Raw genomic sequence first — 26522 nt, 5'->3', positions numbered from 1 at the left:
CTACGCCAGCGTGATGAGGTCCAGGTAGTCTTCGTTCCAGTGGTCTTCAACGCCGTCCGGGAGCAACACAACGCGCTCCGGGTTCAACGCTGACACAGCACCTTCGTCGTGGCTGACCATGACGACGGCGCCACTGTAGTTCTTCAGTGCGCCCAGGATTTCGGCGCGGCTTGCAGGGTCCAGGTTGTTGGTGGGCTCATCGAGGAGCAGCACGTTGGCGCTGGAGGCCACAATTGTAGCCAGGGCCAACCGGGTCTTCTCACCGCCGGAGAGAACGCCTGCGGGCTTGTCAACGTCGTCACCGGAGAAGAGGAACGAGCCCAGGATGCCTCGGACTTCGGCATCCTTCATGTCCGGAGCTGAAGACCGCATGTTTTCCAGGACCGTGCGGTCGACGTCGAGCGTCTCATGCTCCTGGGCGTAGTAGCCCACCTTGAGGCCGTGTCCGGGGATGATGTCGCCGGTGTCCGGCTTGTCGACACCAGCCAGCATGCGCAGAAGAGTGGTCTTGCCGGCACCGTTGAGTCCAAGAATGACCACTTTGGAGCCGCGGTCGATAGCAAGGTCCACGTCCGTGAAAATCTCCAACGAACCGTAAGACTTGCTCAATCCCTCCGCCGTCAAGGGGGTCTTGCCGCAAGGAGACGGATCCGGGAACCGCAGAGCTGCCACGCGGTCGTTTTCGCGTACGGCCTCCAAACCGCTCAAGAGCCTCTCAGCGCGCTTGGCCATGTTCTGGGCAGCCACGGCCTTGGTTGCCTTGGCACGCATCTTGTTGGCCTGATCGATCAGGACCTGCGCCTTCTTTTCAGCATTGGCGCGTTCACGCTTCCGGGCGCGCTCGTCCGTTTCACGCTGGAGCAAGTAGCGCTTCCAGTCCATGTTGTAAAAGTCGATCTGGGCACGGTTGGCGTCCAGGAGGAAGACCTTGTTCACCGTTGCTTCGAGCAGGTCGGTGTCGTGACTGATCACGATCAATCCACCCTGGTGGTTCTTAAGGAAGTCCCGCAGCCAAGTGATGGAGTCGGCGTCAAGGTGGTTGGTGGGCTCGTCGAGGAGCAAGGTCTCCGCATCGGAGTACAGGATGCGCGCCAACTCCACACGGCGCCGCTGGCCACCCGATAGTGTTTTCAGCGGCTGGTTGAGGAGCCTGTCCGGCAGCGCGAGGTTGGAGGAGATCGCAGCGGCTTCAGCTTCGGCAGCGTAGCCGCCACCCGAAAGGAACTCAGCCTCCAGGCGGTCATAGCGGTTCATGGCCTTGCGCTGGACGGCTGCATCATCGCTTGCCATATCCTCGTGGGCTTTCTTGAGCTTGCCCACCACGACGTCCAAGCCGCGAGCGGAAAGGATGCGGTCGCGGGCGAGCTGTTCCATGTCCGGTGTCCGCGGGTCCTGCGGAAGGTAACCAATCTCACCGCTGCGGGTGACTTTTCCGCCTGCGGGAAGCCCCTCGCCGGCGAGGACCCGGGTGAGGGTGGTCTTGCCGGCACCGTTACGTCCGACGAGTCCAATCTTGTCCCCTTTGTCCACCCTGAAGTTGACCTGGTCCATGAGCAGGCGTGCGCCAGCGCGGAGTTCGAGGTCCTGGACGGTAATCAATTCGGGTGATGCCTTTCAATGGGGAACGCTCGCGGGGACCGGTGGGTCCGATAAGTGCGGCGGGGGCGGCCGTGAGAACAGCCTGTTCAAGTCTACCGGTACCCCGGCCGAGGGCTGACATCGGCCTACGGAGAGGAAAACTGTGCCAACGGCCAAAGAATTCCCGCTCAGCATTGTGGAAAGGCTCCAAAATCCGGCATTCGATCCCTCCGTACCCTCGACAAGAGGGGAAACAAACATTTTCATCGCATCGCATCACACCCGTTAGGACCGTCATGAGCCAGACCGATTCTGCCGCTGCCTCTGCCACTGGGCAGCGCACCACCACGTCCCGCAAACGCTGGACCGCCACCGATCTGGGCCTCATCGCGGTTTTCGCTGCCCTCGTGGCAGCCTCCGCGATCGTCCCCGGTATTCCGGTAGGCGCCCTTGGCGTTCCCATCACGTTGGTGACCCTGACCGTGATGCTCAGCGGACTGGTGTTGGGCGCCGGGCGCGGTTTCGCCGCCGTCGGCCTCTATGTGTTGCTTGGCTTCGCCGGGCTGCCGATCTTCAGTGGTGGCCGCAGTGGCTTGGGTATCCTTGCCACTCCATCCGCTGGTTACATCATCGCGTTTCCACTGGCGGCAGCGGCAACCGGCTATCTTGCGGCGGTGGTCATCCGCAGGACGGTTAAGTTCCGTGCCTTGTGGCTCTTCGCAGCGGCCATGGTAAGCAGCATCGTGGTTATCCACGCACTTGGCGTCCTGGGCATGATGGTCAATGCGAAGTTGGACTTTCCCAAGGCCGTCCTCGCCGACCTCCCTTTCGTCCCCGGTGACATCATCAAGAACGTCCTGGCCGTGATCATCGCCGTGGCGATTCATAAGGCCTTCCCGGACGTCCTGGTGCGCCGGGTCAAGTAAGCGGGAACAATCAGTACATGAACTCCATCTGTTTCAGCAGGGTCTCGGTGCACGTCGCGGTTGATGGCAGCGACGTGCCCAAGACCCTGCTGCACGACTTTTCCCTGGAACTGACCGAGCGCCGGATCGCGGTGATCGGAGCCAACGGATCCGGGAAATCCACGCTGCTACGGCTCCTGAACGGCCTGGTTGTTCCAAGCGCTGGCACGGTTGTGGTCCACGGCGTCGACTCTGTTTCCGATGTACGCCGCGTCCGCGGCAATGTGGGTTTCGTCTTTACCGATCCCCTGTCACAGTTGGTGATGCCTACCGGGCGGGAAGACGTTGAGCTCTCGTTACGCCGTTCCGTCAAGAACTCCAAGGAGCGGGCCGCGCGGGCAGAAGCAGTGCTGGATCGCTTCGGCCTGCTTCATCTGGCCGATCAAAGCATCTACGAACTCTCCGGTGGTGAACGGCAGTTGTTGGCGTTGGCCGCAGTCCTTGCCGTCGACCCCACAGTCTTGGTTCTCGACGAGCCGTCCACCCTCCTTGATCTGAGGAACCGCGAACTCCTGCGGCGAACCATCGCCGGACTGGACCAGCAGGTGATCATGTCCACGCACGATCTGGACCTCGCGCTCGATATGGACCGGGTGTTGGTGGTGGAGTCCGGACGCATCGTGTTCGACGGCGGTGCTGCCGACGGCGTCGCCCGTTACCGTGCACTGTGCGCGGCTGCCTTGGACGACGTCGGGCATGGCGCCCGCTTAGGTGATGTGCCGAGATGAGGGGGCATGGCTTCCTGATCGCCAACTACGTGCGAGGGAACTCGATCATCCACCGCACTCCCCTGTGGCTGAAATTCCTGGTGGTGGCGGCTTGCGGAACGGCATCCTTCCTCATTGTGGACTGGGCCGTATCCCTTGTGATCTTCGCCATCATGTGCGGCCTGTTCCTGCTCACGGGCGCCGGGTTCCGCCGCCTCCTGCGTGCAGTGTGGATGGTGACGCCCATCCTCTTGGTCATCGGACTCTTCCAATGGTGGCAACTCGGGGCCCCCACCGCAGGGCGCATCGTCCTGAACGTCCTGGTCTGCGTGGTGGCTGCCTCAGTGCTGACCGCAACCACTCCCGTACAGGACCTGTTGGATGGCGTGGTGGCCCTCGCAAAACCGTTCCGGCGCTTCGGTGCCGACCCGGAGCGCTTCGCCTTGACCATCGCGGTGATGCTGAGGAGCATCCCCTACATAGCGGGCGCTTTCTCGGACGTCCGGGACTCAGCGCGGGCCCGAGGGCTTGAACGCAATCCCCGAGCGCTGGTTCTGCCCGTGTTCATCACCACCGTGGCGTATGCCCGGCAAACGGGTGACGCTCTGGCAGCCCGCGGGTTGGGCGAACCGGACCTGAGGGACTAGAGCCTGGCGTACTGCAGGAGCGCTGCGGTTCCCATGCCGCCTGCAATGCTGATCATTGCCAACGCCATGGGGCTCTGTCCTTGGGAGGCATATCGGCTGCGCGCCTGGGCCATCAGCCGCGTCACCAGGACCGCCCCTGAGGCGCCGTAGCCGTGACCCAGGGCCAGTGCGCCGCCATCCAGGTTGGCACTGCCAGGATCCACACCCAAGTGATCCAGGCAAGCGATGGCCTGGGAGGCGAAGGCCTCGTTGAACTCAATCAGATCAATGTCTCCCGCGGCCATCGCGTGACGGTCAAGGAGCCGTTCGGCGGCATGGGCGGCTCCGATGCCAAGGAGTGTGGGATCAACGCCGGCGGTGTCGCATCCCAGCACCAGCAGCCCGTCCGTCGCACCCATGGAGCGGGCCCGCTTGAGCGACGTGATGACGACGGCGGACGCGGCGTCTGCGTCGAAGCATGAGTTCGCTGCCGTGACCGTTCCCCCGGCCACGAACGCAGCAGGGAACCTGGCCATCAGCGGCGCCCGCAGGGAAGCCCTGGGGCCGTCGTCGGAATCCACCAGTTTTTCGTTGTTCTTGAGCGGAACGATCTCATCCGCAAATGTGCCCGCCGTCGCGGCGTCGACCGCACGGCGATGGCTCCGGAGCGCGTACTCGTCTTGTCTTTGCCGTGTCACGCCAAACTCGCGGGCCACGTTCTCCGCAGCAACACCCATGTCAGGGTCGCCGAACTGTGGCGGCACAAAACTGGCCCTGGAGTAGAAGTCGAGTTCGTCGTCGTCGGTTCTGTTGGCCCGGGCCGGAGCGGTACTGATGCTTTCCACCCCACCGGCCAGATACAGAGGGTCACCGCCGGCTGCAACCAGGCGTGACGCCAGTGCAATGGCGTCAAGACCCGAGCCGCATTGCCGGTCAACGGTGAGGGCGGGCACTGTGATGGGCATCCCTGCCTGGAGTGCAGCGAATCTGGCCACGTTACCGCCTCCGCCCACGGCGTTCCCGATGATGACATCGTCCACGTCCGTGGGGTCCACGCCCGCTGTCTCCAGGAGGGAACCCAACACGGGTGCCAGGAGATCCGGCGCACGGAGATGCTTCAGCTGCCCGTTGGCACGACAGATCGGAGAGCGGAGCGCGGCGATGATAACCGGTTGCCGCGATTCGTCGGACTCGCGTTGCAGCTCCTCGACGCTGGCCACGGGGCTTCCGCTACCCAAGGAGTTGTGCCCGGGGGTCATGGTTCTTGATCCAGTCCAGCAGGACTTTTCTACTGACCTTGCCACGGTCGGTCATGGGAAGCTCCGCCAACAAGTAGTACTGCAACGGCCACTTGTCCCGTGCCAGCAGACCATCCAGCCCTGTGCGGAGCTGGGTGGCAGTGACCGCACCGTACACAGGTACGACGCCGGCGATCACCTTTTGGCCGCGGATATCGTCGGGCGCACCCGCTGCAACCGCAACATCCACACCCGGCACGGATGCGACGGCAAGCTCTACCTCGTGCGGGTAAACGTTCTTTCCCGAGGTGATGATCATGTCCGAGCGGCGGCCAAGGATGTGAAGAGTGCCGTTGTCCAGGAAGCCCTGGTCCCCCACGGTGTACCAACCGTCAAGGCACCGCAAGGCTTGTCCATCGTCGCCCCAAAGGTAGCCGTTGCTGACCATTCCGCTGCGAACGCTGATATTTCCGTGCTCACCGTCCGGGAGGGGGCTGCCGGCATCATCGAGGATACTCAGCTCCACGCCCGGGAACGGCAAGCCGATTCCGGTACCACCGGAGTCCAAGGGTTCACCAGCGGCCAAACGGGTGCCGGAAACAAAGCTTAACTCCGAAGCCCCGTAATACTCGTAGATGGCGGCGCGGGGCGCCCAACGCCGGGCCGCTTCCAACGTCCGGGCATCCAACTTGGAACCTGCGCAAATAATGCTGCGAATGCCGGAAGCATCAACGTCCCCTGCGAGACCCCGCTCGCTGAGCAACCTCAACGCAGTGGGTGCCAGGACCAGGCGGGTGATGCCATCGTGACTGATGGCAGCATGGGCGTCGCCGACGTCGAACGATTCAAGGGTGTGGAATGCAGCTCCGGCGTACAGACACTCCGAGAGTGCATACAAGTTCAGGCTGGCTGACAAAGGGCCCGGCGCAAGGGTCCGGTCGTCCTGCGAGAGGCCAAAAAACTCGATCGAAGCTTCGAAGGACACTTGCCAGGAACGGCGGGACCTGGTGAAGGCTTTGGGGACAGAGGTGGTGCCCGAGGTAAGCCCGATCAGGAAGGTACTCGACGGATCTCCATCCACCAGCCCGGTCTCAACCGGCGTGATGGCCTCGATGATCCGCGACGAGACTTCTTCGATCATTGGCGACGGCCATTCGGGGTCCAGTACGGCACAGCGCCGCTCCCCCGCCACCGCAGCAGTGTACCGCTCCACAAAGCGAACGGAGTTGGGCTCGGCAAGGACAGTTGTGGCAGTCGCATCACCGAGCAGCCCTGCTGCAGCGTCGCGGAGTCCCGCCCAGGTGAGCCGGCTGCTGCCCACAACGACGGCGGCGTCGTGCGGGCGCTCCTCGGCCCAGAGCTGAAGTTTGTCCAGGAAAGGCATCCACGCAATTTTACTGCAGTGTCCGGCACCGGGCACCAATAGTGACGTCTATTCTGACTGTATGAGTTTCAATGACGGCGCGCAGCTGGACCCCTCGCAAGTGGAAGACCGACGTGGCAGTGGCATGGGCCGCGGCACCAAGATCGGCGGAGGCATCGGAGGGGGCATAGTGGTGCTGCTGCTGGCACTCTTCGGTATCAATCCCAACATCCTCGGGGACCTGACGGGCAGCGGTAGCCAGCCACCCGCCGTCGAAAGTGGCGGTGGTGCCGGAGGTGTCCAGGAGTGCCAGACCGGCGCTGATGCGGACAAGCGGCTGGATTGCCGGATCACGGGCACCGTGAACAGCCTTAATGCGTTCTGGCCTGACTACCTTGCGGACTACAACGTGCAGTATCCACGGCCAAATACCGTCATTTTCAGCCAAGCCACCACCACGGGTTGCGGTTCAGCCACGAGTGCCGTGGGACCGTTCTACTGCCCTGCGGACACCACCGCCTACTTTGACCCCGGGTTCTTCGATGACCTGGTCACCCGCTTCGGCTCGTCGGGAGGACCACTGGCACAGGAGTACGTAGTAGCCCACGAATTCGGACACCATGTCCAAAACATCCTGGGCACCTTGGACCAAGCACAGCAGGACCCCCAGGGTCCGCAGTCGGGAGCAGTCCGGGTGGAACTCCAAGCCGACTGCTTTGCCGGTCTGTGGGTTCGCCACGCTACGACACAGACGGATGCCAGCGGCAAGCCTTTCCTTGATCCCCTGACCCAACAAGACCTGCAGGACGCGCTCTCGGCCGCGTCCGCCGTCGGCGATGACCGCATCCAGGAGGCGGCTACGGGGCGCGTGTCCCCGGAATCGTGGACGCACGGATCCAGTGAACAGCGGCAGAAGTGGTTCTATCAGGGCTACACCACAGGTGACATCAACAAGTGCGACACCTTCGGAGTTGCAGCGCCCTAGAGCTGGAAGGCCAGGGCTGGAAGAACAGGGCTGGAAGGTAAGACGAAGAAGGGTTCCGGGCCAATGGCCCGGAACCCTTCCTTGTGCCCGCTGGTAGCGAGCGAAAAACTGCTGATCAGATGTTGAAGCCGAGGGCCCGCATCTGGTCCTTGCCGTCGTCGGTGATCCGCTCGGGACCCCAAGGCGGCATCCACACCCAGTTCAGGCGCCAATCATCAACCACGCCGTCGAGGGACTTGCCCACCTGCTCTTCAAGCACGTCCGTCAGCGGGCAGGCCGCCGTGGTCAGTGTCATATCGATCAGAAGCGCGCCGTCCTCATCGGAGTACTTGAGTCCGTAAAGAAGGCCCAGATCCACCACATTGACCCCGAGTTCCGGGTCGATGACGTCCTTGAGCGCTTCCTCGACGTCCTCGAGGCTGGTTCGCGCCGTGTTGATTTCGGTCATGGAACGATCCTAACTAGGCCTGCACAGCAGGAGCAACGGCAACGCCGGCGCCTGGGGCGTAGCGGTCGTAGCCCTCGTCTTCAAGACGGTCTGCGAGCTCGGGTCCGCCTTCTTCAACAACCTTGCCGTCAACGAACACGTGGACGAAGTCCGGCTTGATGTAGCGCAGAATGCGGGTGTAGTGGGTGATGAGCAGAGTGCCCATGTTGCCCTCTTCGTGGGCGCGGTTGACGCCCTCGGAGACAACCTTCAAAGCGTCGACGTCCAGGCCGGAGTCGGTCTCGTCAAGGATGGCGAACTTCGGCTTGAAGAGTTCGAGCTGAAGGATCTCAACGCGCTTCTTCTCACCACCGGAGAAGCCTTCGTTGACGTTGCGCTGTGCGAAGTCGGCGTCGATACGGAGCTGCTGCATGGCAGCCTTGACGTCCTTGGTCCACGTACGCAGGGCCGGTGCTTCGCCGTCGATCGCGGTCTTGGCGGTGCGCAGGAAGTTGGTCATGGTGACGCCGGGAACCTCTACCGGGTACTGCATGGCCAGGAAGACGCCTGCACGTGCGCGCTCGTCGACGCTCATCTCAAGAACGTCTTCGCCGTCCAGCGTAATGGTGCCGCTGGTGACGTTGTAGCGCGGGTGACCGGCGATGGTGGAGGCAAGGGTGGACTTGCCCGAGCCGTTGGGGCCCATGATGGCGTGCGTTTCACCGGTCTTGATGGTGAGGCTGACGCCCTTCAGGATCTCCTTGGTGCCCTGCTCCGTCTCGATGCTGACGTGCAGGTCCTTGATTTCAAGAGTTGACATGCTCTTCTTTCTTTCCGTTCGTAAGTCTGGCGGTACTGGGCGCTCAGTAGTTATCTACCGAGGCGCCGTTCACAACGTTGGTCACGTCCACGTAAACGTCGTCGCCATCGATGGTGACGGCAAATACGGGCACGGGGTCGTAAGCAGGCAGCTGGAGGGGCTGTCCGCTGCGGAGGTCGAACTGGGAACCGTGTCCCCAGCACTCGATTGCGCAGCCTTCAACCTCACCCTCGGACAACGAGATGTCCGCGTGCGAGCAGGTATCGGCGATGGCGTGGATATCGCCCATCGAGTCCTTGACGATGGCTACGGGGTAGTCGTCGATCAGGACACGCAGCGCCTGCTTGACCTGGATGTCATTGGCGTTGCATACCAGTTCGCCCTTGGTTTCTTCACTCATTGTTGCTCTGCCTGGCCTGTCTTAGTTGTCGGTCGCGGCGAGTTCGCGCTCAACAGCTGCGGTCAGGCGCTCTTCGATTGCCGGGACCTTGATCTGCTGGATGATCTCGTTAAGGAAGCCCCGGACCACCAGACGGCGGGCAACCTTTTCCGGGATGCCGCGGGCCATGAGGTAGAACAGGTGCTCGTCATCAAAGCGGCCGGTGGCGCTGGCGTGGCCTGCACCCTCGATCAAACCGGTTTCGATTTCAAGGTTGGGAACCGAGTCAGCGCGGGCACCGTCCGTGAGGACCAGGTTGCGGTTGGCCTCATAGGTGTCCGTGCCTTCAGCTTCCTTACGGATCAGGACGTCGCCAACCCAGACGCTGTGGGCATTGCGTCCCTGAAGAGCACCCTTGTAGAGGACGCGGGACTTGCAGTTGGCCACTGCATGGTCAACGAAGAGACGCTGCTCAAGGTGCTGACCGGCATCGGCGAAGTACAGACCGAACATTTCGACGTCGGCGCCGGGGGCAGTGAAGCGCGTGGACGGGGTGACACGTACAAGGTCGCCGCCAAGGCTGACAACGATGTGCTTGAACTTGGCGTCGCGGCCGATCTTTGCCTGCTGCGATGACGCGTGAACGGCGTTGTCGGCCCATTCCTGCAGCGAGACGACGGTCAGCTCGGCGCCGTCTTCAACGATGATCTCCACATTCTCGGAGACAACCGCGCTGCCTTGGTGGTCCAGAACCACCACAGCCTTGGAGAAACGCTCCGCCACAATCACGATGTGCTGGGCAGAAGGAGCCTCTCCGGCGCCGGTGATCAGGACCGAAACTTCACTGTCGGCCTGCAGTTCGGCGGGCACGGTGACGACTGTAGCTTCGGCGAAGTTCTCCCAAGCGTTGGCGGACACGAGGTCCTCCGGAATGGCAGCCTTGCCGATGCGCTTGTCATCGCGTCCAACGGTTTCAACAACAACGCCGGCCGGTGCAGTAACGCTGACAGCCGGAGCTGCGCCGCTGAGGACCTCGGTGTGGAGGCCGCGGAGGCGCTTCAGCGGAGTGAAGCGCCAGTCTTCCTCGAGGCCGTTCAGCGGCTTGAAGTCTGCCAACTTGTATGAGGTGAGGCGGCCGGCGCGGGAACTGTCCGGGATGCCGACCCCGCCACCGTGCGAGTGGCTCTTGGCCGAAGCGCCGGCGAGCGGACCAGCGGAAGGCTGCTCCGACGTCGTGCTGGTGTTCGTTCCGGTGTTGACGGGCGAAAGGTTCTCGCCTTCCTCGGTGAAGCCGTTGATAAACGGCTGGGCCGAGGGCGCGCCGATGCGCGCCTTTTCAGTAGTGATATCAGTCATTGTTAACCGACGGACCCTTCCATCTGCAGTTCAATCAGGCGGTTCAGCTCAAGAGCGTATTCCATGGGCAATTCACGGGCGATCGGCTCGATGAAGCCGCGCACGATCATGGCCATGGCCTCGTCTTCAGGCATGCCGCGGGACATCAGATAGAAGAGCTGCTCTTCGCTGACGCGTGAAACGGTGGCCTCGTGGCCCATGACAACGTCATCCTCGCGGATGTCGATGTACGGGTACGTGTCCGAACGGGAAATGGTGTCCACCAGGAGGGCATCGCAACGGACCGTGTTGGCCGAGTGCTTGGCGCCTTCGCGGACTTGGACGAGGCCGCGGTAAGCAGCACGTCCGCCGCCGCGGGCCACGGACTTGGAAATGATGGAACTCTTGGTATTCGGCGCGATGTGCACCATCTTGGAGCCCGTGTCCTGGTGCTGGCCCTCGCCGGCGAAAGCGATGGACAGCGTCTCACCCTTGGCGTGCTCACCAACGAGGTAGACGGCCGGGTACTTCATGGTCACCTTGGATCCGATGTTGCCATCGATCCACTCCATGGTGGCGCCCTCCTCGCAGATGGCGCGCTTGGTCACCAGGTTGTACACGTTGGTGGACCAGTTCTGGATGGTGGTGTAGCGGACGCGGGCGCCCTTCTTCACGATGATCTCCACGACGGCCGAGTGCAGGGAATCCGAGGTGTAGATCGGAGCCGTGCAGCCTTCGATGTAGTGGACGTAAGAGTCCTCATCAGCGATGATCAGCGTGCGCTCGAACTGGCCCATGTTCTCCGTGTTGATGCGGAAGTAGGCCTGCAGCGGGATGTCCACGTGAACGCCCTTGGGCACGTACACGAACGATCCGCCGGACCATACGGCCGTGTTCAACGAAGCGAACTTGTTGTCGCCCACCGGGATGATGGTGCCGAAGTACTCCTGGAAGATCTCCGGGTGCTCGCGCAGGGCGGTGTCAGTGTCCAGGAAGATGACACCCTGGGCTTCCAGGTCCTCACGGATCTGGTGGTAGACAACCTCGGACTCGTACTGGGCAGCGACGCCCGAGACAAGGCGGCTGCGCTCAGCTTCGGGAATGCCCAGCTTCTCATAGGTGTTCCGGATATCCTCCGGAAGGTCTTCCCATGTTGCCGCTTGCTTCTCAGTGGAGCGAACGAAGTATTTGATGTTGTCGAAGTCGATGCCGGAGAGGTCTGCACCCCAGGTAGGCATGGGCTTGCGGTCGAAGTACTTCAGGCCTTTGAGCCGCAGATCGAGCATCCATTCGGGCTCGTTCTTCTTCGAGGAGATGTCACGGACGACCTCCTCGTTGAGGCCACGACGGGCGTTGGCGCCTACGTCGTTCTTGTCGGCCCAGCCGTACTCGTAGTTTCCGATACCGTGCAGTTCGGGATTCTTCTCCAGAATCTCCGAGATCACAGTGCCGTCAGCTACCGCTTTCTCTGCTATTTGGTCCGTCATCACGGCCTTTCTTGCTGGTTGTTTGATTCCTGATACGGGTTCCCGGGCTGCACTGCGACATCTGGGGATGCCGTGGCAGCCGGGCGCCCGGTAGGTATGTGGGTGGTGCAGACGTGTCCGCCCTGCGCGAGGGTGGAAAGGCGCCGGACATCTACGCCCACCAAACGCGAGAAGACCTTGGTCTCGGTGTCGCAGAACACGGGAAACTCTGCGGCGAGCCGCTGAATCGGGCAGTGGCCCTGGCACAGCTGAACGCTGGACAACGCGGCCGGCAGAGGGGCCTTGGCTTCAATGGAATGGGCCGAGGCAACAAAGCCATCACGGCTGAGGGCCTTCGACAACGCCATTGCGCGCGCCGTGATGTCACTACCGGCGGCTTCCACCTCGGGGGCGTAGCGGCGCTCCATGTCCGAGAAGCGTTCTTCGGCATACTCACGGACTGCGTCCTCGCCGGCAAGCTCCTGAAGGCGCCTGAGTGCCGAACTGGCAATATTCAGGTAATCGTCGCCTAGCTTGGACTGCCCCTGCGAGCTAAGGACATATCGTCGGGCCGGACGGCCTGCGCCGGAACCGGCTTTGGCCACACGCTTGACTTCGATGACGCCGGTGCGTTCCAGGTGGTCAAGGTGCCGCCGCACCGCAGCCGGCGTAAATCCTAGAAGGTCGCCCAGTTCCGCGGCACTTACCGGGCCGTTCTCCAGGACGGCGCTCAAGACGCGGTCCCGTGTGCGGTCATCCGCGTCCGGCAGCGCAGGCGAGGCAACGAATGCCTCTGCCGCTGCAGCATGCCGTGTTGAGGGCATGGAAGTTGGACTGCTCATGGAATACACAACACAATCATGTCGTAATTTGTTTCATGCATCCAGTAAGGCAAGACTGACCTGCGCCGCCCGCCAAGTGTGACCGTACTACTTCCCGTAGAATACTCTGGTGCGATCCCCCGATTCCCCTGTCCTCACTATAGATGGACTCATTAAGGACGTAGGCCCCCTGGCCTCCCTTGACGGCAAAATGCTCAGGGTGGTCAGCGGGCTGTCCCTCGTGGCCGAACGCGGCCAAGTAACCGCCCTGCTGGGGGCTAACGGCGCAGGTAAAACCACCACTCTGGAATGCGCCCAAGGCCTGCAGAAGCGAACGGACGGAAAAATCTCCCTCCTTGGCGAGGACCCGGACACGGCAGGAGCGGGCTTGAGGTCCCGCGTAGGTGTGATGCTCCAGGACGGCGGCCTCCCGCCGTCGGCCCGTCCCATACCTTTGTTGCGGCACATTGCCGGCATGTACCAAAAGCCCATGGACGTTGACGCCCTGGTGGAGCGGCTGGGCATCAACCAGTTCAGCAGGACCAGCGTGCGGCGTCTTTCGGGTGGCCAAAAGCAGCGGCTGGCACTGGCGGCAGCCTTGGTAGGAAACCCGGAGATCCTGTTCCTGGACGAACCCAGCGCGGGGCTTGACCCACAGTCACGCCAGATGGTCTTCGATCTCATCGCGGAACTTCGGGACGCAGGCATGGGAATCGTCCTGACGACTCACCTCATGGATGATGCCGAACGCCTGGCGGATTATGTTTACATCATCGACGGCGGTCATAACGTTGTAGAAGGAACAGTCGCCGAACTGCTTCGACATGACCATTCCGCCGAATCCGCTGTTTCGGACCGGACACTGTACTTTGATGCTCCGGCCGGGCTGAACTTTGCCAACGTGCTTGGTGCGGGCCTCCAGGTCACCGAGACCCGGTCGGGCAGCTACACCATCACTGGTGAACTCACGCCGAAGGACCTTGCGGCCCTCACCGCCTGGTGGGCTGAACGGAACATCATGCCTGCCTCATTGCGATTGGAAGCCCGCAGCCTGGAGGACGTGTTCCTGGACATTTCCGGAAGGGAACTCCGATGAGCAAGCTTCTCTCCCCCAACGCCGGGCCGGCATCCTTGCCGCGCCGGATCATGCAGCAGGGGCGCTACGAGACCATCACCATGCTCCGCAATGGTGAGCAACTCATTCTCGCCATCGTGCTGCCTCTGATGGCGCTCGTTGGCTTGGTGGTCACCCCGATGCTGGATGGCCTTGGTGGCTCCCGTGTGGACGTTGCGACCCCGGGAATTCTCGCACTGTGCGCGATGTCCACGGCTTTCACCGGTCAGGGCATCGCTACCGGTTTTGATCGCCGATACGGAGTTCTCCGCTTTCTTTCCACCACTCCCCTTGGCAGGGGCGGGCTCATCGCGGGCAAGATCCTCGCCGTGCTGGTGGTTCTGTTCCTCCAAGTGCTGGTAGTAGGGGCCGTTGCCGGTCTGCTGGGATGGCAGCCGCGGCCGGAGGCCTGGCTTCCGGGGCTCGGTCTGCTGGTTCTCGGTGCTGCTGCCTTCACCGCATTGGGCTTGCTCGTGGCTGGAACGGTACGGCCCGAAGCTACCCTTGCGATCACCAACCTGCTGTGGATTCTCCTCGGAGCGTTGGGCGGCATAGTGGTACCGGCCGAACGACTGCCCTCTTTGCTGCAGGGCATCGTCCAATTCCTTCCTTCCGGTGCGCTGGGCCAAGCACTCCGGGACGCCTTCCTGGCGGGGGCCGTCCCGTTCCCTGCCGTTGTGATCCTCCTGCTGTGGACAGTGCTGGCCGGCGCTGCAGCCATCCGCTGGTTTAAGTGGAACTAAGCAACCTGGTATCCACCAACATTCAGAACTGAGAGTTGAGAAAACTGTGAGCACGGCATCGCGCCTCCCGAAAACCATCCAGCGATTCACGTCCAAGTTGCCCACCGAGGTTAACAAGGCCGTACGCCGGTTGGCCCTGCTGTCCCTCATTGGGCAGACGGTTCTTGTGGTGACCGGTGGTGCCGTCCGCCTCACCGCCTCGGGGCTGGGTTGCCCCACGTGGCCCCGTTGCACCAACGACTCCCTGGTCAATACACCGGAGATGGGCATCCACGGGTTCATTGAATTCGGCAACCGCCTGCTCACATTCGCCCTCGCGGCCGTTGCCGCGCTCATGCTCGTGTACTTGTGGAACCTCCGCAAGGAACGTCGCGACCTCTTCATCCTTGCCCTGGGGCTCCTTGCAAGCATCCCGGCCCAGGCCATCATTGGCGGTATTACCGTTCTGTCCGGCCTCAACCCGTGGGTTGTCGGGCTGCACTTCCTTGTCTCCATGGCCCTGGTGGTCTTTGCCACACTGCTGGTCAACCGGGCCTATGGGCGGACCGGCCGCTTCATGAACCGCACCCTTCCGGCGCTCCCCTCCATCGCACGCCCCCTGATGATGGCTGTCGCTGCTTTCTCGGCACTTTCGGTGATGCTGGGTGTTGTGGTCACTGGCGCCGGGCCCCACGCAGGAGATGCAGACGCTCCGCGGAATGACCTGGACTGGGATCTCTTCTCGCATATCCACGCCGTACCGGCCTACCTCATCACGGCAGGAACACTGTTCGCGGTGTACTTGGTGGTCCGTCACAAGATTGGGGGCCCGTTCCGCACGGCCGCATACCTTCTGCTCGGCGTTACATTGCTGCAGGCGGTCATCGGCTTCACGCAGTACTACAACGGAATTCCGGCTCTCTTGGTCGGCGCGCACATGTTCGGTGCTGCCGTGTTGATGAGTGCGGCCACCAACGCCGCTGATGTAGCGAAGCACAGCCCCGCCAACTAGCTCCACCACCGATGCTCCCTGACAGTACTTGGGTTTGGGGTCCAGCCGGATTGGCCGGCATAGCGTCCGGCATACTGTCCCCATGGAGTCGACGACAGTACTGGTAGAGGGTGAAAGTGACCGCCTGGCGGTCGAGGCACTGGCCGCCCTCAGTGGATATGACATCGGCGCGCGAAGAATCTCGGTGGTGCCGATGGGCGGCGCCACGAGCATAGTCCACTTCCTCGAGCTCTACGGTCCGAAAGGCGCCGGTCACAGGTTGCTGGGCCTCTGCGACTCAGCAGAGTCTCCGGGAGTTGCCCGCGCCCTCAGCAGGGCAGGTCTGGGGGTCGGCCCATTGGAGGAGCTCGGGTTCCAGGTCTGTGATGCTGATCTGGAGGATGAACTCATCCGTTGCCTTGGCATTGAAGCCGTGCTTAGCGTCATCGAAGACCAGGGCGAGCTCGCGTCGTTCGAGCTCCTTCAACGCCAGCCTTCATTGCGGGACCAACCCATAACGATGCAATTGCGCCGGTTTTTCGGCGGACGCAGCGGCAACAAGATTCGATACGCTCCCCTGCTGGTCGCCGCGCTACCGCACGGACAGGCGCCTCCCCCTCTCGCTCGCCTGGTTGCATCATTCGATATGTGAGAGAGGGTTGGGCTCAAGCCCGAGGGATGTGAGAGAGGGTTGGGCTCAAGCCCGAGGGATGTGAGAGAGGGTTGGGCTCAAGCCCGAGGGATGTGAGAGAGGGTTGGGCTCAAGCCCGAGGGATGTGAGAGAGGGTTGGGGGCAACGAAAAGCGCGACGTCGGCACCCGGAGTGAGTGCCGACGTCGCGCTTTTGCGTGAAGACTTGAGGAACCGGGGCTAGCTGCCGACGATCGCCGAGCCGACGAAGGGGTCAACGGCCAACGCGATGAAGAGTAGCGTCAGGTAGCTGATGGAGCCGTGGAAGACCTTCATGGCGCCCTTGTTGGAGACGTCGCCACCCTGTGCGCGCTTGTACAGTGCGTGGCTCTCGTAGAGGAACCATGCGCCCGCAGCAACAGCCGCGATGGTGTAGACCCAGCCGGCACCGCCTACGGGGACCATCAGCAAGGAGCAGGCAACCATGGCCCAGGCGTAGAGGACAACCTGCACCGAAACCACTTTCGCGCCGGCGATTGCGCCGAGCATGGGCACCTTCGCGTTGCGGTAGTCCTCTCCGTAACGCATGGAGAGCGGCCAGTAGTGTGGGGGCGTCCAGAGGAAGATGACCATGAACAGGACGATGGCGGGCCACTCTACAGTGTTGGTGACAGCTGCCCATGCGATGAGCACCGGGAAGCATCCCGCAGCGCCGCCCCACACGATGTTCTGGGCGGTGCGGCGCTTCAAGATCATCGTGTAGATGACCACATAGAAGACGATGGCGCCGAGGCCAAGCCAAGCAGAAAGAGGGTTGGCACCGAACCACAGGATCGCAATGGAGGCGGCGCCAAGAATCCACGCGAAGATCAGGGCCTCGCGTGGTGTCACTTCACCGGTCACCAACGGCCGTTTCTCGGTCCTGTGCATCAATTTGTCGATGTCACGGTCGATGTAGCAGTTGAACACGCCGGCGCTGCCGGCTGCGAAGGCACCGCCAACGAGGGTTGCCAGGATCAGTCCGATGGAGGGAAAACCGCGCTGCGCGAAGATCATGGTGGGCAGTGTGCTGACCAGGAGCAGCTCGATGACACGGGGTTTGGTCAGAGCCAGATACGCCTTGAACTTACGGGAAATACCGATGCTTCCCCGGGCCGGGGACGCGTTAAGGGGCGTATCAGTTGTGCTCACGGCGGCAGTCACTCTGTTCTATGCTCTGGGGTTCTCGCAGCGGCTGCCGTCCCTGTTGTCGAAAGCAAACACGGGCGCATGAACCGCTGGTGGCCTCCAAATATCATACCGTGGCCGGAAGTGGCCCGATGTCCGCAAAATACGTCAATGTTTCCGAATCTTCACTGCCAAGGCGGGCCATCGTGATTCATATAAGGGAATTTCTGTCCAGTTAGTGGGATTCCCTGAGTTCCGCGACACGTTTAGGGCTAAGCTGTTGAGCAGATCAGCACACGTTGACGATCCGGGAAACCGTATTCTCGGATATCCGTGCGTCTGGATGAGAGATCAACGTTTCAATGGTGAACGGCTGGTAGACACATTGCAGCGGGCGCCATCCTGTGCTTCCTGCGTGCCGTGTCCGTAAGCCTGCCGTCAGCACAGAGAGGGGCTCGGTTTTCGTGCCACATTTGGAAGAGCAAGAACTGTCATGGACCGATCTGGACAAGAAGGCTGTTGACACCGTTCGCGTGTTGGCCGCTGATGCCGTGGAGAAGGTCGGCAACGGCCACCCTGGTACGGCGATGAGCTTGGCTCCGGCAGCGTACCTGCTGTTCCAGAAGCTGATGCGTCATGACCCGAAGAACCCGGACTGGATCGGCCGTGACCGGTTTGTCCTGTCCCCCGGTCACACCTCGCTGACCCTTTACATCCAGCTGTTCCTCTCCGGTTACGGCCTGGAACTGAAGGACCTCGAAGCGCTGCGCACCTGGGGTTCGCTGACCCCGGGCCACCCGGAGTACAAGCACACCGCCGGTGTGGAAATCACCACCGGCCCGCTGGGTCAGGGCCTGGCTTCCGCTGTTGGTTTCGCCTACTCCCAGCGTCGCCAGCGCGGCCTGTTCGACGCCGACGCTCCCGCCGGCGAGTCGCCGTTCGACCACACCATCTGGGTTATCGCCTCCGACGGCGACCTTCAGGAAGGCGTGACTTCCGAGGCGTCCTCGCTTGCCGGGCACCAGGAACTGGGCAACCTCGTGGTGATCTACGACGAGAACCACATCTCCATCGAAGACGACACCGACATCGCCTTCACCGAAGATGTCCTCAAGCGTTACGAGGCCTACGGCTGGCACACCCAGCGCGTGGACTGGACCAAGACCGGCGACTACGTCGAAGACGTGCAGGAGCTGTACTCCGCGCTGCAGGCAGCCAAGGCTGAGACGAACAAGCCGTCCATCATCTCACTGCGCACCATCATCGGCTACCCGGCCCCGAAGAAGCAGAACACCGGCAAGATCCACGGCTCCGCCCTGGGCGCAGAAGAAGTCGCAGCACTGAAGACCGTGCTCGGTTTCGATCCTGCCAAGTCCTTCGACGTTGACGAGGAAGTTCTGGCGCACGCCCGCAAGGTCCTGGACCGCGGTGCCGAGTCACGCGCTGCCTGGCAGACCTCGTTCGAAGCATGGCAGTCCGCCAACCCGGATGCTGCTGCCCTGCTGGAGCGTGTTGAAGCCAAGAAGCTTCCTGTGGGCATCGACGCTGCCCTTCCCGTGTTTGAAGCCGGCAAGGATGTTTCCACCCGTGCGGCCTCGGGCAAGGTCCTGAACGCCATCGGCCCGGTCCTTCCGGAGCTCTGGGGCGGTTCGGCTGACCTCGCGGAGTCCAACAACACCACCATCGAAGGCTCGCCGTCGTTCATCCCGACCTCGCGCTCCACGGACGCCTGGAAGGGCAACCCGTACGGACGCGTGCTGCACTTCGGTATCCGCGAGCACGCTGCCGCCTCGATCGTGAACGGTATCTCCCTGCACGGCCGCACCCGCGCGTTCTCCGGCACGTTCTTGATCTTCAGCGACTACCAGCGCCCGGCCATCCGACTCGGCGCGCTGATGGGTGTCCCGTCCCTGTACGTATGGACGCACGACTCCATCGGCCTGGGCGAAGACGGCCCCACCCACCAGCCGGTGGAGCAGCTCGCGTCCCTGCGTGCCATCCCGGGCCTGGACGTCGTCCGCCCCGGTGACGCGAACGAGGTCTCGGCAGCCTGGAAGGCCATGCTGGAGAACCACGAGAACCCGGCCGGCATTGTCCTGACCCGCCAGAACATCCCCACCTACGCCCGCGGCGAAGGTGAAGCCACTGGTGACACCTTCGGTTCCACCGCAGGTGTGGCCAAGGGCGGTTACGTTCTGGCTGAAGCCTCCAAGGACGGCGAAACCGTTGACGCCCAGGTCATCCTGATCGGCACAGGCTCGGAAGTCCAGCTGGCAGTCCAGGCCCGCGAAGCCCTCCAGGCCGAAGGTATCGCAGCGCGCGTCGTCTCCATGCCCTGCGTTGAGTGGTTCAACAAGCAGGACGAGGCCTACCGCGAATCGGTGCTCCCCGCTTCCGTGACGGCCCGCGTTTCTGTTGAAGCCGGCCTTGCACTGGGCTGGCGCGAATTCGTCGGCGACGCCGGCCGCTCCATCTCCCTGGAGCACTTCGGTGCCTCGGCCGACTACAAGCGGCTCTTCAACGAATTCGGCATCACCGCCGAAGCCGTTGCAGCCGCAGCCAAAGACTCCCTCGCAGACGTCAACGCATAACAGTCTGCTCCCCTCTCACAGGAGAAAAAAACATGTCTAGCACTCCCACGCAGCAGCTCTCTGATGCCGGCGTTTCCATCTGGCTCGATGACCTCTCCCGCACCCGCCTGGACACTGGCACCCTGCAGAAGCTCATCGACGAAAAGAACGTTGTTGGTGTGACCACCAACCCGTCCATCTTCCACGCCGCCATCACCTCCGGCACGGACTACGACGCCACTATCGCGGCACAGGCTGCCGCCGGCGCCAGCGTTGAAGAGACCATCTTCGAAATCACCACCACGGACGTCGCTGACGCCTGCGATCTCTTCGCGCCGATCGCCGCCGCCACCAACGGTGTGGACGGCCGCGTCTCCATCGAGGTTGATCCCCGCCTCGCCTGGGACACCGCCGGCACCATCGCCGAGGCCAAGCACCTCTACGCGAAGGTCAACAAGGACAACGTCCACATCAAGATCCCGGCAACCCTGGAAGGCCTTGAAGCCATCACGGCAACACTGGCCGAGGGCATCAGCGTCAACGTGACCCTGATCTTCTCCCTGGAGCGCTACCGCGCGGTCATCAATGCCTTCCAGTCCGGCCTTGAGCAGGCCAAGGAGAACGGCCACGACCTCTCCAAGATCCACTCCGTGGCCTCCTTCTTCGTTTCCCGCGTTGATTCCGAAATCGACAAGCGCCTCGACGCCATCGGCACCGATGAAGCCAAGGCACTTAAGGGCAAGGCCGGCGTGGCCAACGCTCGCCTGGCCTACCAGGTCTACGAAGAGCTGTTCTCCACCGAGCGCTGGGCAGTGCTGGCCGAGGCCGGCGCGCTTCCTCAGCGTCCGCTGTGGGCCTCCACCGGTGTGAAGGATCCGGCTTACCCGGACACCCTCTACGTGACGGAACTCGTTGCGGCCGGCGTGGTCAACACCATGCCGGAGAAGACGCTCGATGCAACCTTCGATCACGGCGTAGTCACCGGTGACACCATTACCGGCACCTATGACGAAGCGAACGAGACCCTCAACGCCCTGGAAGCTCTCGGTGTTTCCTACAACGACGTCGTCACCCTCCTCGAGACCGAAGGCCTCGAGAAGTTCGTGGGCTCCTGGAAGGAACTCCTCGCCGACGTCGAAGGCGCACTGGTCACCGCACGGAAGGCTTCCTAACCCATCATGAGCACAATCAGCTACGACGCCAGCGGTGCCGCGCAAGAAGCCATCGCCCAGCACATTGACAGCCTGGTCGAGGACAAGATCGCGACCCGGATTTTCGCGAAGGACCACACGTTGTGGGGTCCTGATGCGGAGTCCGAGTCTGCGATCCGTCTGGGCTGGGTGGAGGCTGCCACCGTGTCCCAGGCTCTGGTCGGGGACATTCTGGAACTTCGTGATGCCCTCCGTGCAGACGGTGTCTCACGCATTGTCCTGTGTGGCATGGGTGGGTCTTCGTTGGCTCCTGAGGTCATTGCCGGTACTGCCGGCGTCGAGCTGACTGTGCTGGACAGCACTGATCCTGAGCAGGTCAGTGCTGCTTTGGCTGATCGGTTGGAGGAGACGGCTATTGTTGTTTCCTCCAAGTCGGGCTCCACTGTTGAAACCGACTCCCAGCGACGCGTCTTTGAGAAGGCGTTCAACGACGCTGGAATAGATGCCAAGAGCCGGATCATCATTGTCACGGATCCGGGTTCGCCTTTGGACAAGGCGTCCCGCGAGGCCGGCTACCGTGCGGTGTTCAACGCCGATCCCAACGTGGGTGGACGCTTCTCCGCACTGACCGCTTTTGGTCTGGTCCCGAGTGGCTTGGCGGGTGTCGATATTCAGGCATTCCTGGACGAGGCAGAAGAGGCGGCGGAGATCCTTAACGAGGACTCAGCCGATAACATTGGCCTTGCCTTGGGCATCGCCTTGGGTGGTACCAGCCCGCTGCGCAACAAGATCGTCATTGCCGAAGACGGCTCGGGCATTGTTGGTTTCGCCGACTGGGCCGAGCAGCTCATCGCCGAATCCACGGGCAAGCTTGGCACTGGCGTTCTGCCGGTGGTCGCCGGACCGGATTCCCCCGAGGCCACCAACGGCGCCGACGACGTCCTGGTGGTTCGGCTGGTAGGCGCGGATGCCGACGTCGAACTTCGCGAAAACGAGGTCGCCATTGCCGGTGGCCTGCCTTCGCAGATGTTCGTCTGGGAATTCGCCACAGCGGTGGCTGGTCGCCTTCTGGGCATCAACCCTTACGACCAGCCCGACGTCGAAGCCGCGAAGGTGGCTGCGCGCGGCTTGCTGGATGCACGACCGGAGCCCACCCCCGCTGTCTTCACCGACGGTGCTGTGGAGGTTCGCGGCGGAGACTGGCTTGGTTCTGCGTCCACTGTTTCGGAAGCTGTTCAGGCACTTCTGGCCCAGCTCGGCGCGGATGGTTACTTGAGCGTTCAGGCCTACTTTGACCGTATTTCCTACGCACCGCTCGAAGGAATCCGCGACGAACTCGCAGCTGTCAGCGGACGTCCGGTGACTTTCGGTTGGGGACCCCGTTTCCTTCATTCCACGGGTCAGTTCCACAAGGGTGGACCGGCAATCGGTGTGTTCCTTCAGATCACTGCGGCATCCTCCACCGACCTCGACATCCCGGAGCGCCCCTTCACCTTCGGCCAGCTCATTGCCGCACAGGCCTCAGGTGATGCCCAGGTACTGGAAGGCCATGGACGGCCGGTGTTGCGTCTGCACCTCACTGAGCGCGCTGCGGGCGTCGCCCAACTCCAGGAAGTCGTCGCTGCGCTGACCACCCAAGCCAGCGCACTCGAAAGCTAAGGCACAGAACCAAACATGCCAGAAACTGAAAACGGCAGGAAAGCCGCCGGTCTCCGGAACCCCTTGCGGGATCCGCGGGATCGGCGCCTGAACCGCATTGCCGGGCCGTCGTCGTTGGTGTTCTTCGGAGTCACCGGCGACCTCGCCCGTAAAAAGCTCATGCCGGCGGTCTATGACCTCGCCAACCGTGGCCTCCTTCCGCCCAGCTTCGCGCTGGTGGGTTTCGGCCGCCGCGACTGGGACAACGCCGACTTCGCGGCCGAGGTCAAGGAAAACGTCAAGGCCCACGCCCGGACCAAGTTCGATGAAGCCGTGTGGGAGCAGCTTGCTTCCGGTATCCGCTTTGTCCAGGGCGAGTTCGACGACGACGACGCTTTCGAGCGCCTCGGTGATGTGTTGGATGAGCTGGATGAGACCCGTGGCACCCGCGGCAATCACGGCTTCTACCTGTCCATCCCGCCCAAGGCCTTCGAGCAGGTGTGTCGTCAGCTGTCCAAGCACGGCCTGGCGCAGGCCAAGCCCGGTCAGTGGCGCCGAGTGGTCATCGAGAAGCCGTTCGGGCACGACCTCGAGTCTGCCCGGCAGCTGAACGACATCGTGGAATCGGTGTTCCCGGCCGATGCCGTGTTCAGGATCGACCACTACCTGGGCAAGGAGACGGTACAGAACATCCTGGCGCTGCGTTTCGCGAACCAGTTGTTCGAACCGCTCTGGAACGCCAACTACGTGGACCACGTGCAGATCACCATGGCCGAGGACATCGGAACAGGTGGCCGCGCAGGGTACTACGACGGCGTGGGCGCGGCCCGCGACGTCATCCAGAACCACCTGCTGCAGTTGCTGGCGTTGACGGCGATGGAAGAACCCATCTCCTTCAACGCCGACGATCTGCGGGCGGAGAAGGAAAAGGTCCTCGCAGCGGTCAAGCTGCCAGAGGACCTCTCCACCCATTCGGCCCGCGGTCAGTTCACCGGTGGTTGGCAGGGCGGCGAAGAAGTCCTCGGATACCTGGATGAGGACGGTATTCCTGCCGATTCGAAGACCGAGACGTTCGCTGCGATCCGGGTAGACATCAACACCCGCCGCTGGAACGGTGTGCCGTTTTACCTGCGCGCCGGCAAACGCCTCGGCCGCCGCGTCACTGAAATCGCAGTGGTCTTCAAACGCGCACCAAACCTGCTCTTCCGCGATCACGGCGAGGACGACTTCGGCCAGAACGCCGTAGTGATCCGTGTCCAGCCCGACGAAGGCGCCACCATCCGGTTCGGTTCCAAGGTTCCCGGCACGCAGATGGAAGTCCGCGACGTCACCATGGACTTCGGCTACGGCCACTCCTTTACCGAGTCCAGCCCCGAAGCCTACGAACGCCTCATCCTGGACGTGCTCCTGGGCGAACCGCCGCTCTTCCCGCGCCACCAGGAAGTGGAATTGTCCTGGAAGATCCTTGACCCGTTCGAGGAATACTGGGCCGGCCTGGACGAACAACCGCAACCCTACGCACCCGGCAGCTGGGGCCCGGCCTCGGCCGACGCCCTGCTGGCTCGCGACGGACGAACCTGGAGAAGGCCATGATCGTAGATCTTCCCAATACCACCACCTCCAAGATCTCCAAGAAGATCATGTCGCTGCGCGAACAAGGCGGCGTCATCGCCTTGGGTCGTGTCCTCACCCTGGTGGTCGTGACCAAGTCCGGGCAGGAAGAGGAAGCCATCGAGGCAGCCAATGAAGCCAGCCGGGAACACCCGTGCCGGATCATTGTCCTGGCAGACGCAGGCGTAGAAGGCCCGGACCGCCTCGACGCGCAGATCCGCGTGGGTGGCGACGCCGGAGCTTCGGAGGTCATCGTCCTGCGCGGCCACGGGCACATGGCGCACGAGAGCGAATCATTGGTCGCTGCGCTGCTGCTCCCGGACGCACCGATCGTGGCGTGGTGGCCGCACGGTGCACCGGAAAGTGCCTGCGAGACATCGATCGGCCGCATCGCCCACCGACGCATCACGGATTCCGCCAACGAACCCGATCCCCGGCTCGCCCTGGAAAACATCCGGGCCACGTACAAAGCCGGCGACACCGACCTCGCCTGGACCCGCCTGACCAATTGGCGCATGCAGCTCGCAGCCGTGTTCGACCAGGTTGATGGTGACCCGGTATCAGCCGTCGCCGTGGAAGGTGCCTCGGACTCCCCCAGCACGCTGCTCCTCGCCGCATGGCTGAGCTTGGCCCTGCAGGCTCCCGTCACGATCGTTGCCGATCCGGCAGGAACCGGCATCCGCCGTGTGCGCCTCACCCGCGCCAGTGGCGACGTGCAGCTCTTCCGTCCCGGCCTGTCCGTGGCCGAGCTGACACAGCCCGGACAGCCGGCGCAGCGTATCACGCTCCCCCGCAGAAGCCTCAAGGATTGCCTCGCCGAGGAACTCCGCAGGCTCGATCCGGACGAAGTCTTCGGAGAAGTGATTACGATGGGACTGCCACTAACCAGCCAGAGGAGAGTCCAGACCAGTGCACGCTGAGCCAAGAGTAAGCATCCACCCCGATTCAAAGGTGTTGATGGCCGCCATTGCGGCACGTCTCATCACCAAGCTTGTGGATGTCCAGGACAAGCATGGCGAGGCCACAGTAGTCCTGACCGGCGGAACCGTTGGCATTGGGACCCTGAAGGCCGTCGCAGACTCTGCCGCGGCGCCCGCTGTCGACTGGTCAAGGGTCAACTTCTGGTGGGGTGATGAGCGATTTGTTGCCGCTGACAGCGACGACAGGAACACCCGCCAAGCACACCAGGCTTTGCTTTCCCACTTGGCGGTAGATCCTGCCCGGGTTCACGAGCCCGGCTCCGCCGATCAGTACGCTACGGCGGACGAGGCAGCAGCTGCCTACGCTGAAGAGCTCAAGGCAGCTGCAGAGGCCGAGCACGCAGCAGACACGTCTGATGACAGGCCCGAGCAGCCCGGGACTCTGCCCCGGTTCGACATCCTGCTCCTGGGCGTGGGACCCGATGCGCATGTGGCATCGCTTTTCCCCGAGCAAGCCGGCATCCGCGAGAAGTCCCGTCCCGTGGTGGGCGTCGAGAACTCACCCAAGCCACCGTCGTCGCGCATTTCATTGACGCTTCCTGCAATCAACACCGCACAGGAAATCTGGATGGTTGTTGCCGGCGAGGACAAGGCAGGAGCTGTGGGCTTGGCCCTCGCAGGCGCCAACCCCGTCCAGGTCCCCGCAGCGGGTCCTGTGGGGCGGGCGAGGACCCTATGGCTTATCGACGAGAATGCGGCGTCACGCGTCCCCCAGCAGTTGGTCCGGAAGGACCCCGCGGGCGCGTAACCGATCCAGCGCTCCAGCCAGGACCACTTCGGCATCCTGGCTGGAGCGTCGTTCTTTAACGTAATCCAAGTGCGATTTGAAGATCTCATCGTCAGGTCTTTCCGGGGCCGGATGGCCGGGATCCCGCGTAGCGGGCGAACCACATTTGGGGCAGTCCCACGTCCTGGGAATCTGCTCGTCCGGCAGCTTAAGGAAAACAAGCCGCGTTTCGTGTCCCTTGGCGCACCAATAGGGAACACGAATACGCGGCAACTGTTCGCCGGATCCGTGGTCGCTTTGTTGCCGCGGCTCTGAGCCCTGGGTTACGCCTACGCGAGTGCCCCGATAACCAGACGTGCCATGAACCATTTTCGAACCCCTAGCGACTCGGTGGTCGGCCGTCACGGCCTGTGGCCTTACGGCCAACAGGGACAGTCTAATGCGAGGGGCTCGACGACGGCACTAGGGTTGGGTGCCCGGGGGCAAGAAAAAGGGAGGCTCCTGTCCAGGA

At 62.8% G+C, this 26522-nt stretch carries 25 protein-coding genes; 14 read left to right on the top strand and 11 right to left on the bottom strand.

The window, feature by feature from the left end; all coding sequences use genetic code 11:
• A complete protein-coding gene (locus ARUE_RS11365; RefSeq protein ID WP_011774803.1) occupies positions 1-1599 on the bottom strand; it encodes an ABC-F family ATP-binding cassette domain-containing protein in 1599 nt (532 codons plus the stop codon).
• 275 nt (positions 1600-1874) lie between these two features.
• Between ARUE_RS11365 and ARUE_RS11360 the strand changes: the two genes are divergently transcribed.
• From ARUE_RS11360 to ARUE_RS11350, 3 genes are read left to right on the top strand one after another with little or no spacing between them, the layout of a single operon-like run.
• Positions 1875-2504 carry a biotin transporter BioY gene (locus ARUE_RS11360; RefSeq protein WP_043470260.1) on the top strand — a complete coding sequence of 210 codons (630 nt, stop codon included), beginning with the start codon at positions 1875-1877 and terminating at the stop codon, positions 2502-2504.
• Positions 2505-2521: 17 nt separating this feature from the next.
• Positions 2522-3271: an energy-coupling factor ABC transporter ATP-binding protein gene (locus tag ARUE_RS11355; RefSeq protein WP_014921886.1), complete on the top strand. Its 750-nt coding sequence runs from the start codon at positions 2522-2524 to the stop codon at positions 3269-3271.
• Positions 3268-3897, top strand: coding sequence for an energy-coupling factor transporter transmembrane component T family protein (locus tag ARUE_RS11350; RefSeq protein WP_011774800.1), 630 nt, complete (start codon positions 3268-3270; stop codon positions 3895-3897). The genes ARUE_RS11355 and ARUE_RS11350 overlap by 4 nt, the downstream gene beginning before the upstream one ends.
• Here the strand turns inward: ARUE_RS11350 and ARUE_RS11345 are convergent.
• Positions 3894-5135 (bottom strand): thiolase family protein, encoded by a 1242-nt coding sequence (locus tag ARUE_RS11345; protein WP_162486155.1) that lies wholly within the window; start codon positions 5133-5135, stop codon positions 3894-3896. The two genes, ARUE_RS11350 and ARUE_RS11345, sit on opposite strands and share 4 nt — an antisense overlap.
• Positions 5107-6498 carry a class I adenylate-forming enzyme family protein gene (locus tag ARUE_RS11340; protein ID WP_014921884.1) on the bottom strand — a complete coding sequence of 464 codons (1392 nt, stop codon included), beginning with the start codon at positions 6496-6498 and terminating at the stop codon, positions 5107-5109. The genes ARUE_RS11345 and ARUE_RS11340 overlap by 29 nt, the downstream gene beginning before the upstream one ends.
• 61 nt (positions 6499-6559) lie before the next feature.
• On the opposite strand from ARUE_RS11340, the gene ypfJ reads away from it, so the two are divergent.
• The gene (gene ypfJ, locus ARUE_RS11335; RefSeq protein WP_014921883.1) at positions 6560-7462 is read left to right on the top strand and encodes a KPN_02809 family neutral zinc metallopeptidase; all 903 of its coding nucleotides are present in this window, start codon (positions 6560-6562) and stop codon (positions 7460-7462) included.
• A 115-nt stretch (positions 7463-7577) separates the two neighbouring features.
• On the opposite strand, the gene ARUE_RS11330 is transcribed toward ypfJ, so the two are convergent.
• From ARUE_RS11330 to ARUE_RS11305, 6 genes are read right to left on the bottom strand one after another with little or no spacing between them, the layout of a single operon-like run.
• Positions 7578-7910, bottom strand: coding sequence for a metal-sulfur cluster assembly factor (locus ARUE_RS11330; protein WP_011774796.1), 333 nt, complete (start codon positions 7908-7910; stop codon positions 7578-7580).
• Positions 7911-7923: 13 nt separating this feature from the next.
• Positions 7924-8709, bottom strand: a complete 786-nt coding sequence (sufC, locus tag ARUE_RS11325; RefSeq protein ID WP_014921882.1) for a Fe-S cluster assembly ATPase SufC — start codon at positions 8707-8709, stop codon at positions 7924-7926.
• Between the two features lie 43 nt (positions 8710-8752).
• Positions 8753-9109, bottom strand: a complete 357-nt coding sequence (locus ARUE_RS11320) for a non-heme iron oxygenase ferredoxin subunit (RefSeq protein ID WP_011774794.1) — start codon at positions 9107-9109, stop codon at positions 8753-8755.
• A 21-nt stretch (positions 9110-9130) separates the two neighbouring features.
• Positions 9131-10444, bottom strand: a complete 1314-nt coding sequence (sufD, locus tag ARUE_RS11315; RefSeq protein WP_014921881.1) for a Fe-S cluster assembly protein SufD — start codon at positions 10442-10444, stop codon at positions 9131-9133.
• Between the two features lie 2 nt (positions 10445-10446).
• Positions 10447-11910, bottom strand: a complete 1464-nt coding sequence (gene sufB / locus ARUE_RS11310; protein WP_011774792.1) for a Fe-S cluster assembly protein SufB — start codon at positions 11908-11910, stop codon at positions 10447-10449.
• Positions 11910-12731 carry a helix-turn-helix transcriptional regulator gene (locus ARUE_RS11305; RefSeq protein WP_014921880.1) on the bottom strand — a complete coding sequence of 274 codons (822 nt, stop codon included), beginning with the start codon at positions 12729-12731 and terminating at the stop codon, positions 11910-11912. Before ARUE_RS11305 ends, sufB begins: the two co-directional genes overlap by 1 nt.
• Before the next feature lie 109 nt (positions 12732-12840).
• On the opposite strand from ARUE_RS11305, the gene ARUE_RS11300 reads away from it, so the two are divergent.
• The 4 genes from ARUE_RS11300 to ARUE_RS11285 all read left to right on the top strand — a co-directional run bounded on the left by ARUE_RS11300 (position 12841) and on the right by ARUE_RS11285 (position 16189).
• Positions 12841-13806 (top strand): ABC transporter ATP-binding protein, encoded by a 966-nt coding sequence (locus tag ARUE_RS11300; RefSeq protein ID WP_011774790.1) that lies wholly within the window; start codon positions 12841-12843, stop codon positions 13804-13806.
• The gene (locus ARUE_RS11295) at positions 13803-14567 is read left to right on the top strand and encodes an ABC transporter permease (protein ID WP_014921879.1); all 765 of its coding nucleotides are present in this window, start codon (positions 13803-13805) and stop codon (positions 14565-14567) included. The genes ARUE_RS11300 and ARUE_RS11295 overlap by 4 nt, the downstream gene beginning before the upstream one ends.
• 46 nt (positions 14568-14613) lie before the next feature.
• Positions 14614-15558, top strand: coding sequence for a COX15/CtaA family protein (locus ARUE_RS11290; RefSeq protein ID WP_014921878.1), 945 nt, complete (start codon positions 14614-14616; stop codon positions 15556-15558).
• A gap of 82 nt (positions 15559-15640) precedes the next feature.
• Complete coding sequence (locus ARUE_RS11285) at positions 15641-16189, top strand: TOPRIM nucleotidyl transferase/hydrolase domain-containing protein (protein WP_014921877.1); 549 nt, start codon at positions 15641-15643, stop codon at positions 16187-16189.
• 218 nt (positions 16190-16407) lie between these two features.
• Here the strand turns inward: ARUE_RS11285 and ARUE_RS11280 are convergent, their stop codons facing one another.
• Complete coding sequence (locus tag ARUE_RS11280) at positions 16408-17370, bottom strand: heme o synthase (RefSeq protein WP_014921876.1); 963 nt, start codon at positions 17368-17370, stop codon at positions 16408-16410.
• A gap of 428 nt (positions 17371-17798) precedes the next feature.
• Here ARUE_RS11280 and tkt point away from each other — a divergent pair, with 428 nt between their 5' ends.
• From tkt to pgl, 6 genes are read left to right on the top strand one after another with little or no spacing between them, the layout of a single operon-like run.
• Entirely contained in the window at positions 17799-19925 is a 2127-nt protein-coding gene (gene tkt / locus ARUE_RS11275; protein ID WP_238324302.1) for a transketolase, read from the top strand.
• Positions 19926-19957: 32 nt separating this feature from the next.
• Positions 19958-21076: a transaldolase gene (tal, locus tag ARUE_RS11270; RefSeq protein ID WP_014921875.1), complete on the top strand. Its 1119-nt coding sequence runs from the start codon at positions 19958-19960 to the stop codon at positions 21074-21076.
• A 6-nt stretch (positions 21077-21082) separates the two neighbouring features.
• Positions 21083-22714: a phosphoglucose isomerase-related protein gene (locus tag ARUE_RS11265; protein WP_011774783.1), complete on the top strand. Its 1632-nt coding sequence runs from the start codon at positions 21083-21085 to the stop codon at positions 22712-22714.
• Between the two features lie 15 nt (positions 22715-22729).
• Positions 22730-24286, top strand: a complete 1557-nt coding sequence (zwf, locus tag ARUE_RS11260) for a glucose-6-phosphate dehydrogenase (RefSeq protein WP_014921874.1) — start codon at positions 22730-22732, stop codon at positions 24284-24286.
• The gene (locus tag ARUE_RS11255; RefSeq protein WP_011774781.1) at positions 24283-25224 is read left to right on the top strand and encodes a glucose-6-phosphate dehydrogenase assembly protein OpcA; all 942 of its coding nucleotides are present in this window, start codon (positions 24283-24285) and stop codon (positions 25222-25224) included. The genes zwf and ARUE_RS11255 overlap by 4 nt, the downstream gene beginning before the upstream one ends.
• Positions 25214-26032: a 6-phosphogluconolactonase gene (gene pgl, locus ARUE_RS11250; protein ID WP_011774780.1), complete on the top strand. Its 819-nt coding sequence runs from the start codon at positions 25214-25216 to the stop codon at positions 26030-26032. The genes ARUE_RS11255 and pgl overlap by 11 nt, the downstream gene beginning before the upstream one ends.
• On the opposite strand, the gene ARUE_RS23770 is transcribed toward pgl, so the two are convergent.
• A complete protein-coding gene (locus tag ARUE_RS23770; RefSeq protein ID WP_081589140.1) occupies positions 25985-26380 on the bottom strand; it encodes an RNA polymerase-binding protein RbpA in 396 nt (131 codons plus the stop codon). The genes pgl and ARUE_RS23770 overlap by 48 nt on opposite strands.
• Between the last annotated feature and the right edge of the window lie 142 nt (positions 26381-26522).

The sequence above is a fragment of the Arthrobacter sp. Rue61a genome (genome assembly GCF_000294695.2).
Lineage (GTDB): Bacteria > Actinomycetota > Actinomycetes > Actinomycetales > Micrococcaceae > Arthrobacter > Arthrobacter aurescens_A.
Note: the sequence above shows the minus strand (reverse complement) of the source record. Positions and strands in the feature narration are given on the sequence as shown.

Coding starts and splice junctions, on each gene's coding strand:
- ARUE_RS11360 (WP_043470260.1), top strand. CDS start 1,875: ATGAGCCAGACCGATTCTGCCGCTGCCTCTGCCACTGGGCAGCGCACC.
- ARUE_RS11355 (WP_014921886.1), top strand. CDS start 2,522: ATGAACTCCATCTGTTTCAGCAGGGTCTCGGTGCACGTCGCGGTTGAT.
- ARUE_RS11350 (WP_011774800.1), top strand. CDS start 3,268: ATGAGGGGGCATGGCTTCCTGATCGCCAACTACGTGCGAGGGAACTCG.
- ARUE_RS11345 (WP_162486155.1), bottom strand. CDS start 5,135: ATGACCCCCGGGCACAACTCCTTGGGTAGCGGAAGCCCCGTGGCCAGC.
- ARUE_RS11340 (WP_014921884.1), bottom strand. CDS start 6,498: ATGCCTTTCCTGGACAAACTTCAGCTCTGGGCCGAGGAGCGCCCGCAC.
- ypfJ (WP_014921883.1), top strand. CDS start 6,560: ATGAGTTTCAATGACGGCGCGCAGCTGGACCCCTCGCAAGTGGAAGAC.
- ARUE_RS11330 (WP_011774796.1), bottom strand. CDS start 7,910: ATGACCGAAATCAACACGGCGCGAACCAGCCTCGAGGACGTCGAGGAA.
- sufC (WP_014921882.1), bottom strand. CDS start 8,709: ATGTCAACTCTTGAAATCAAGGACCTGCACGTCAGCATCGAGACGGAG.
- ARUE_RS11320 (WP_011774794.1), bottom strand. CDS start 9,109: ATGAGTGAAGAAACCAAGGGCGAACTGGTATGCAACGCCAATGACATC.
- sufD (WP_014921881.1), bottom strand. CDS start 10,444: ATGACTGATATCACTACTGAAAAGGCGCGCATCGGCGCGCCCTCGGCC.
- sufB (WP_011774792.1), bottom strand. CDS start 11,910: ATGACGGACCAAATAGCAGAGAAAGCGGTAGCTGACGGCACTGTGATC.
- ARUE_RS11305 (WP_014921880.1), bottom strand. CDS start 12,731: ATGAGCAGTCCAACTTCCATGCCCTCAACACGGCATGCTGCAGCGGCA.
- ARUE_RS11295 (WP_014921879.1), top strand. CDS start 13,803: ATGAGCAAGCTTCTCTCCCCCAACGCCGGGCCGGCATCCTTGCCGCGC.
- ARUE_RS11285 (WP_014921877.1), top strand. CDS start 15,641: ATGGAGTCGACGACAGTACTGGTAGAGGGTGAAAGTGACCGCCTGGCG.
- tal (WP_014921875.1), top strand. CDS start 19,958: ATGTCTAGCACTCCCACGCAGCAGCTCTCTGATGCCGGCGTTTCCATC.
- ARUE_RS11265 (WP_011774783.1), top strand. CDS start 21,083: ATGAGCACAATCAGCTACGACGCCAGCGGTGCCGCGCAAGAAGCCATC.
- zwf (WP_014921874.1), top strand. CDS start 22,730: ATGCCAGAAACTGAAAACGGCAGGAAAGCCGCCGGTCTCCGGAACCCC.
- ARUE_RS11255 (WP_011774781.1), top strand. CDS start 24,283: ATGATCGTAGATCTTCCCAATACCACCACCTCCAAGATCTCCAAGAAG.
- ARUE_RS23770 (WP_081589140.1), bottom strand. CDS start 26,380: ATGGTTCATGGCACGTCTGGTTATCGGGGCACTCGCGTAGGCGTAACC.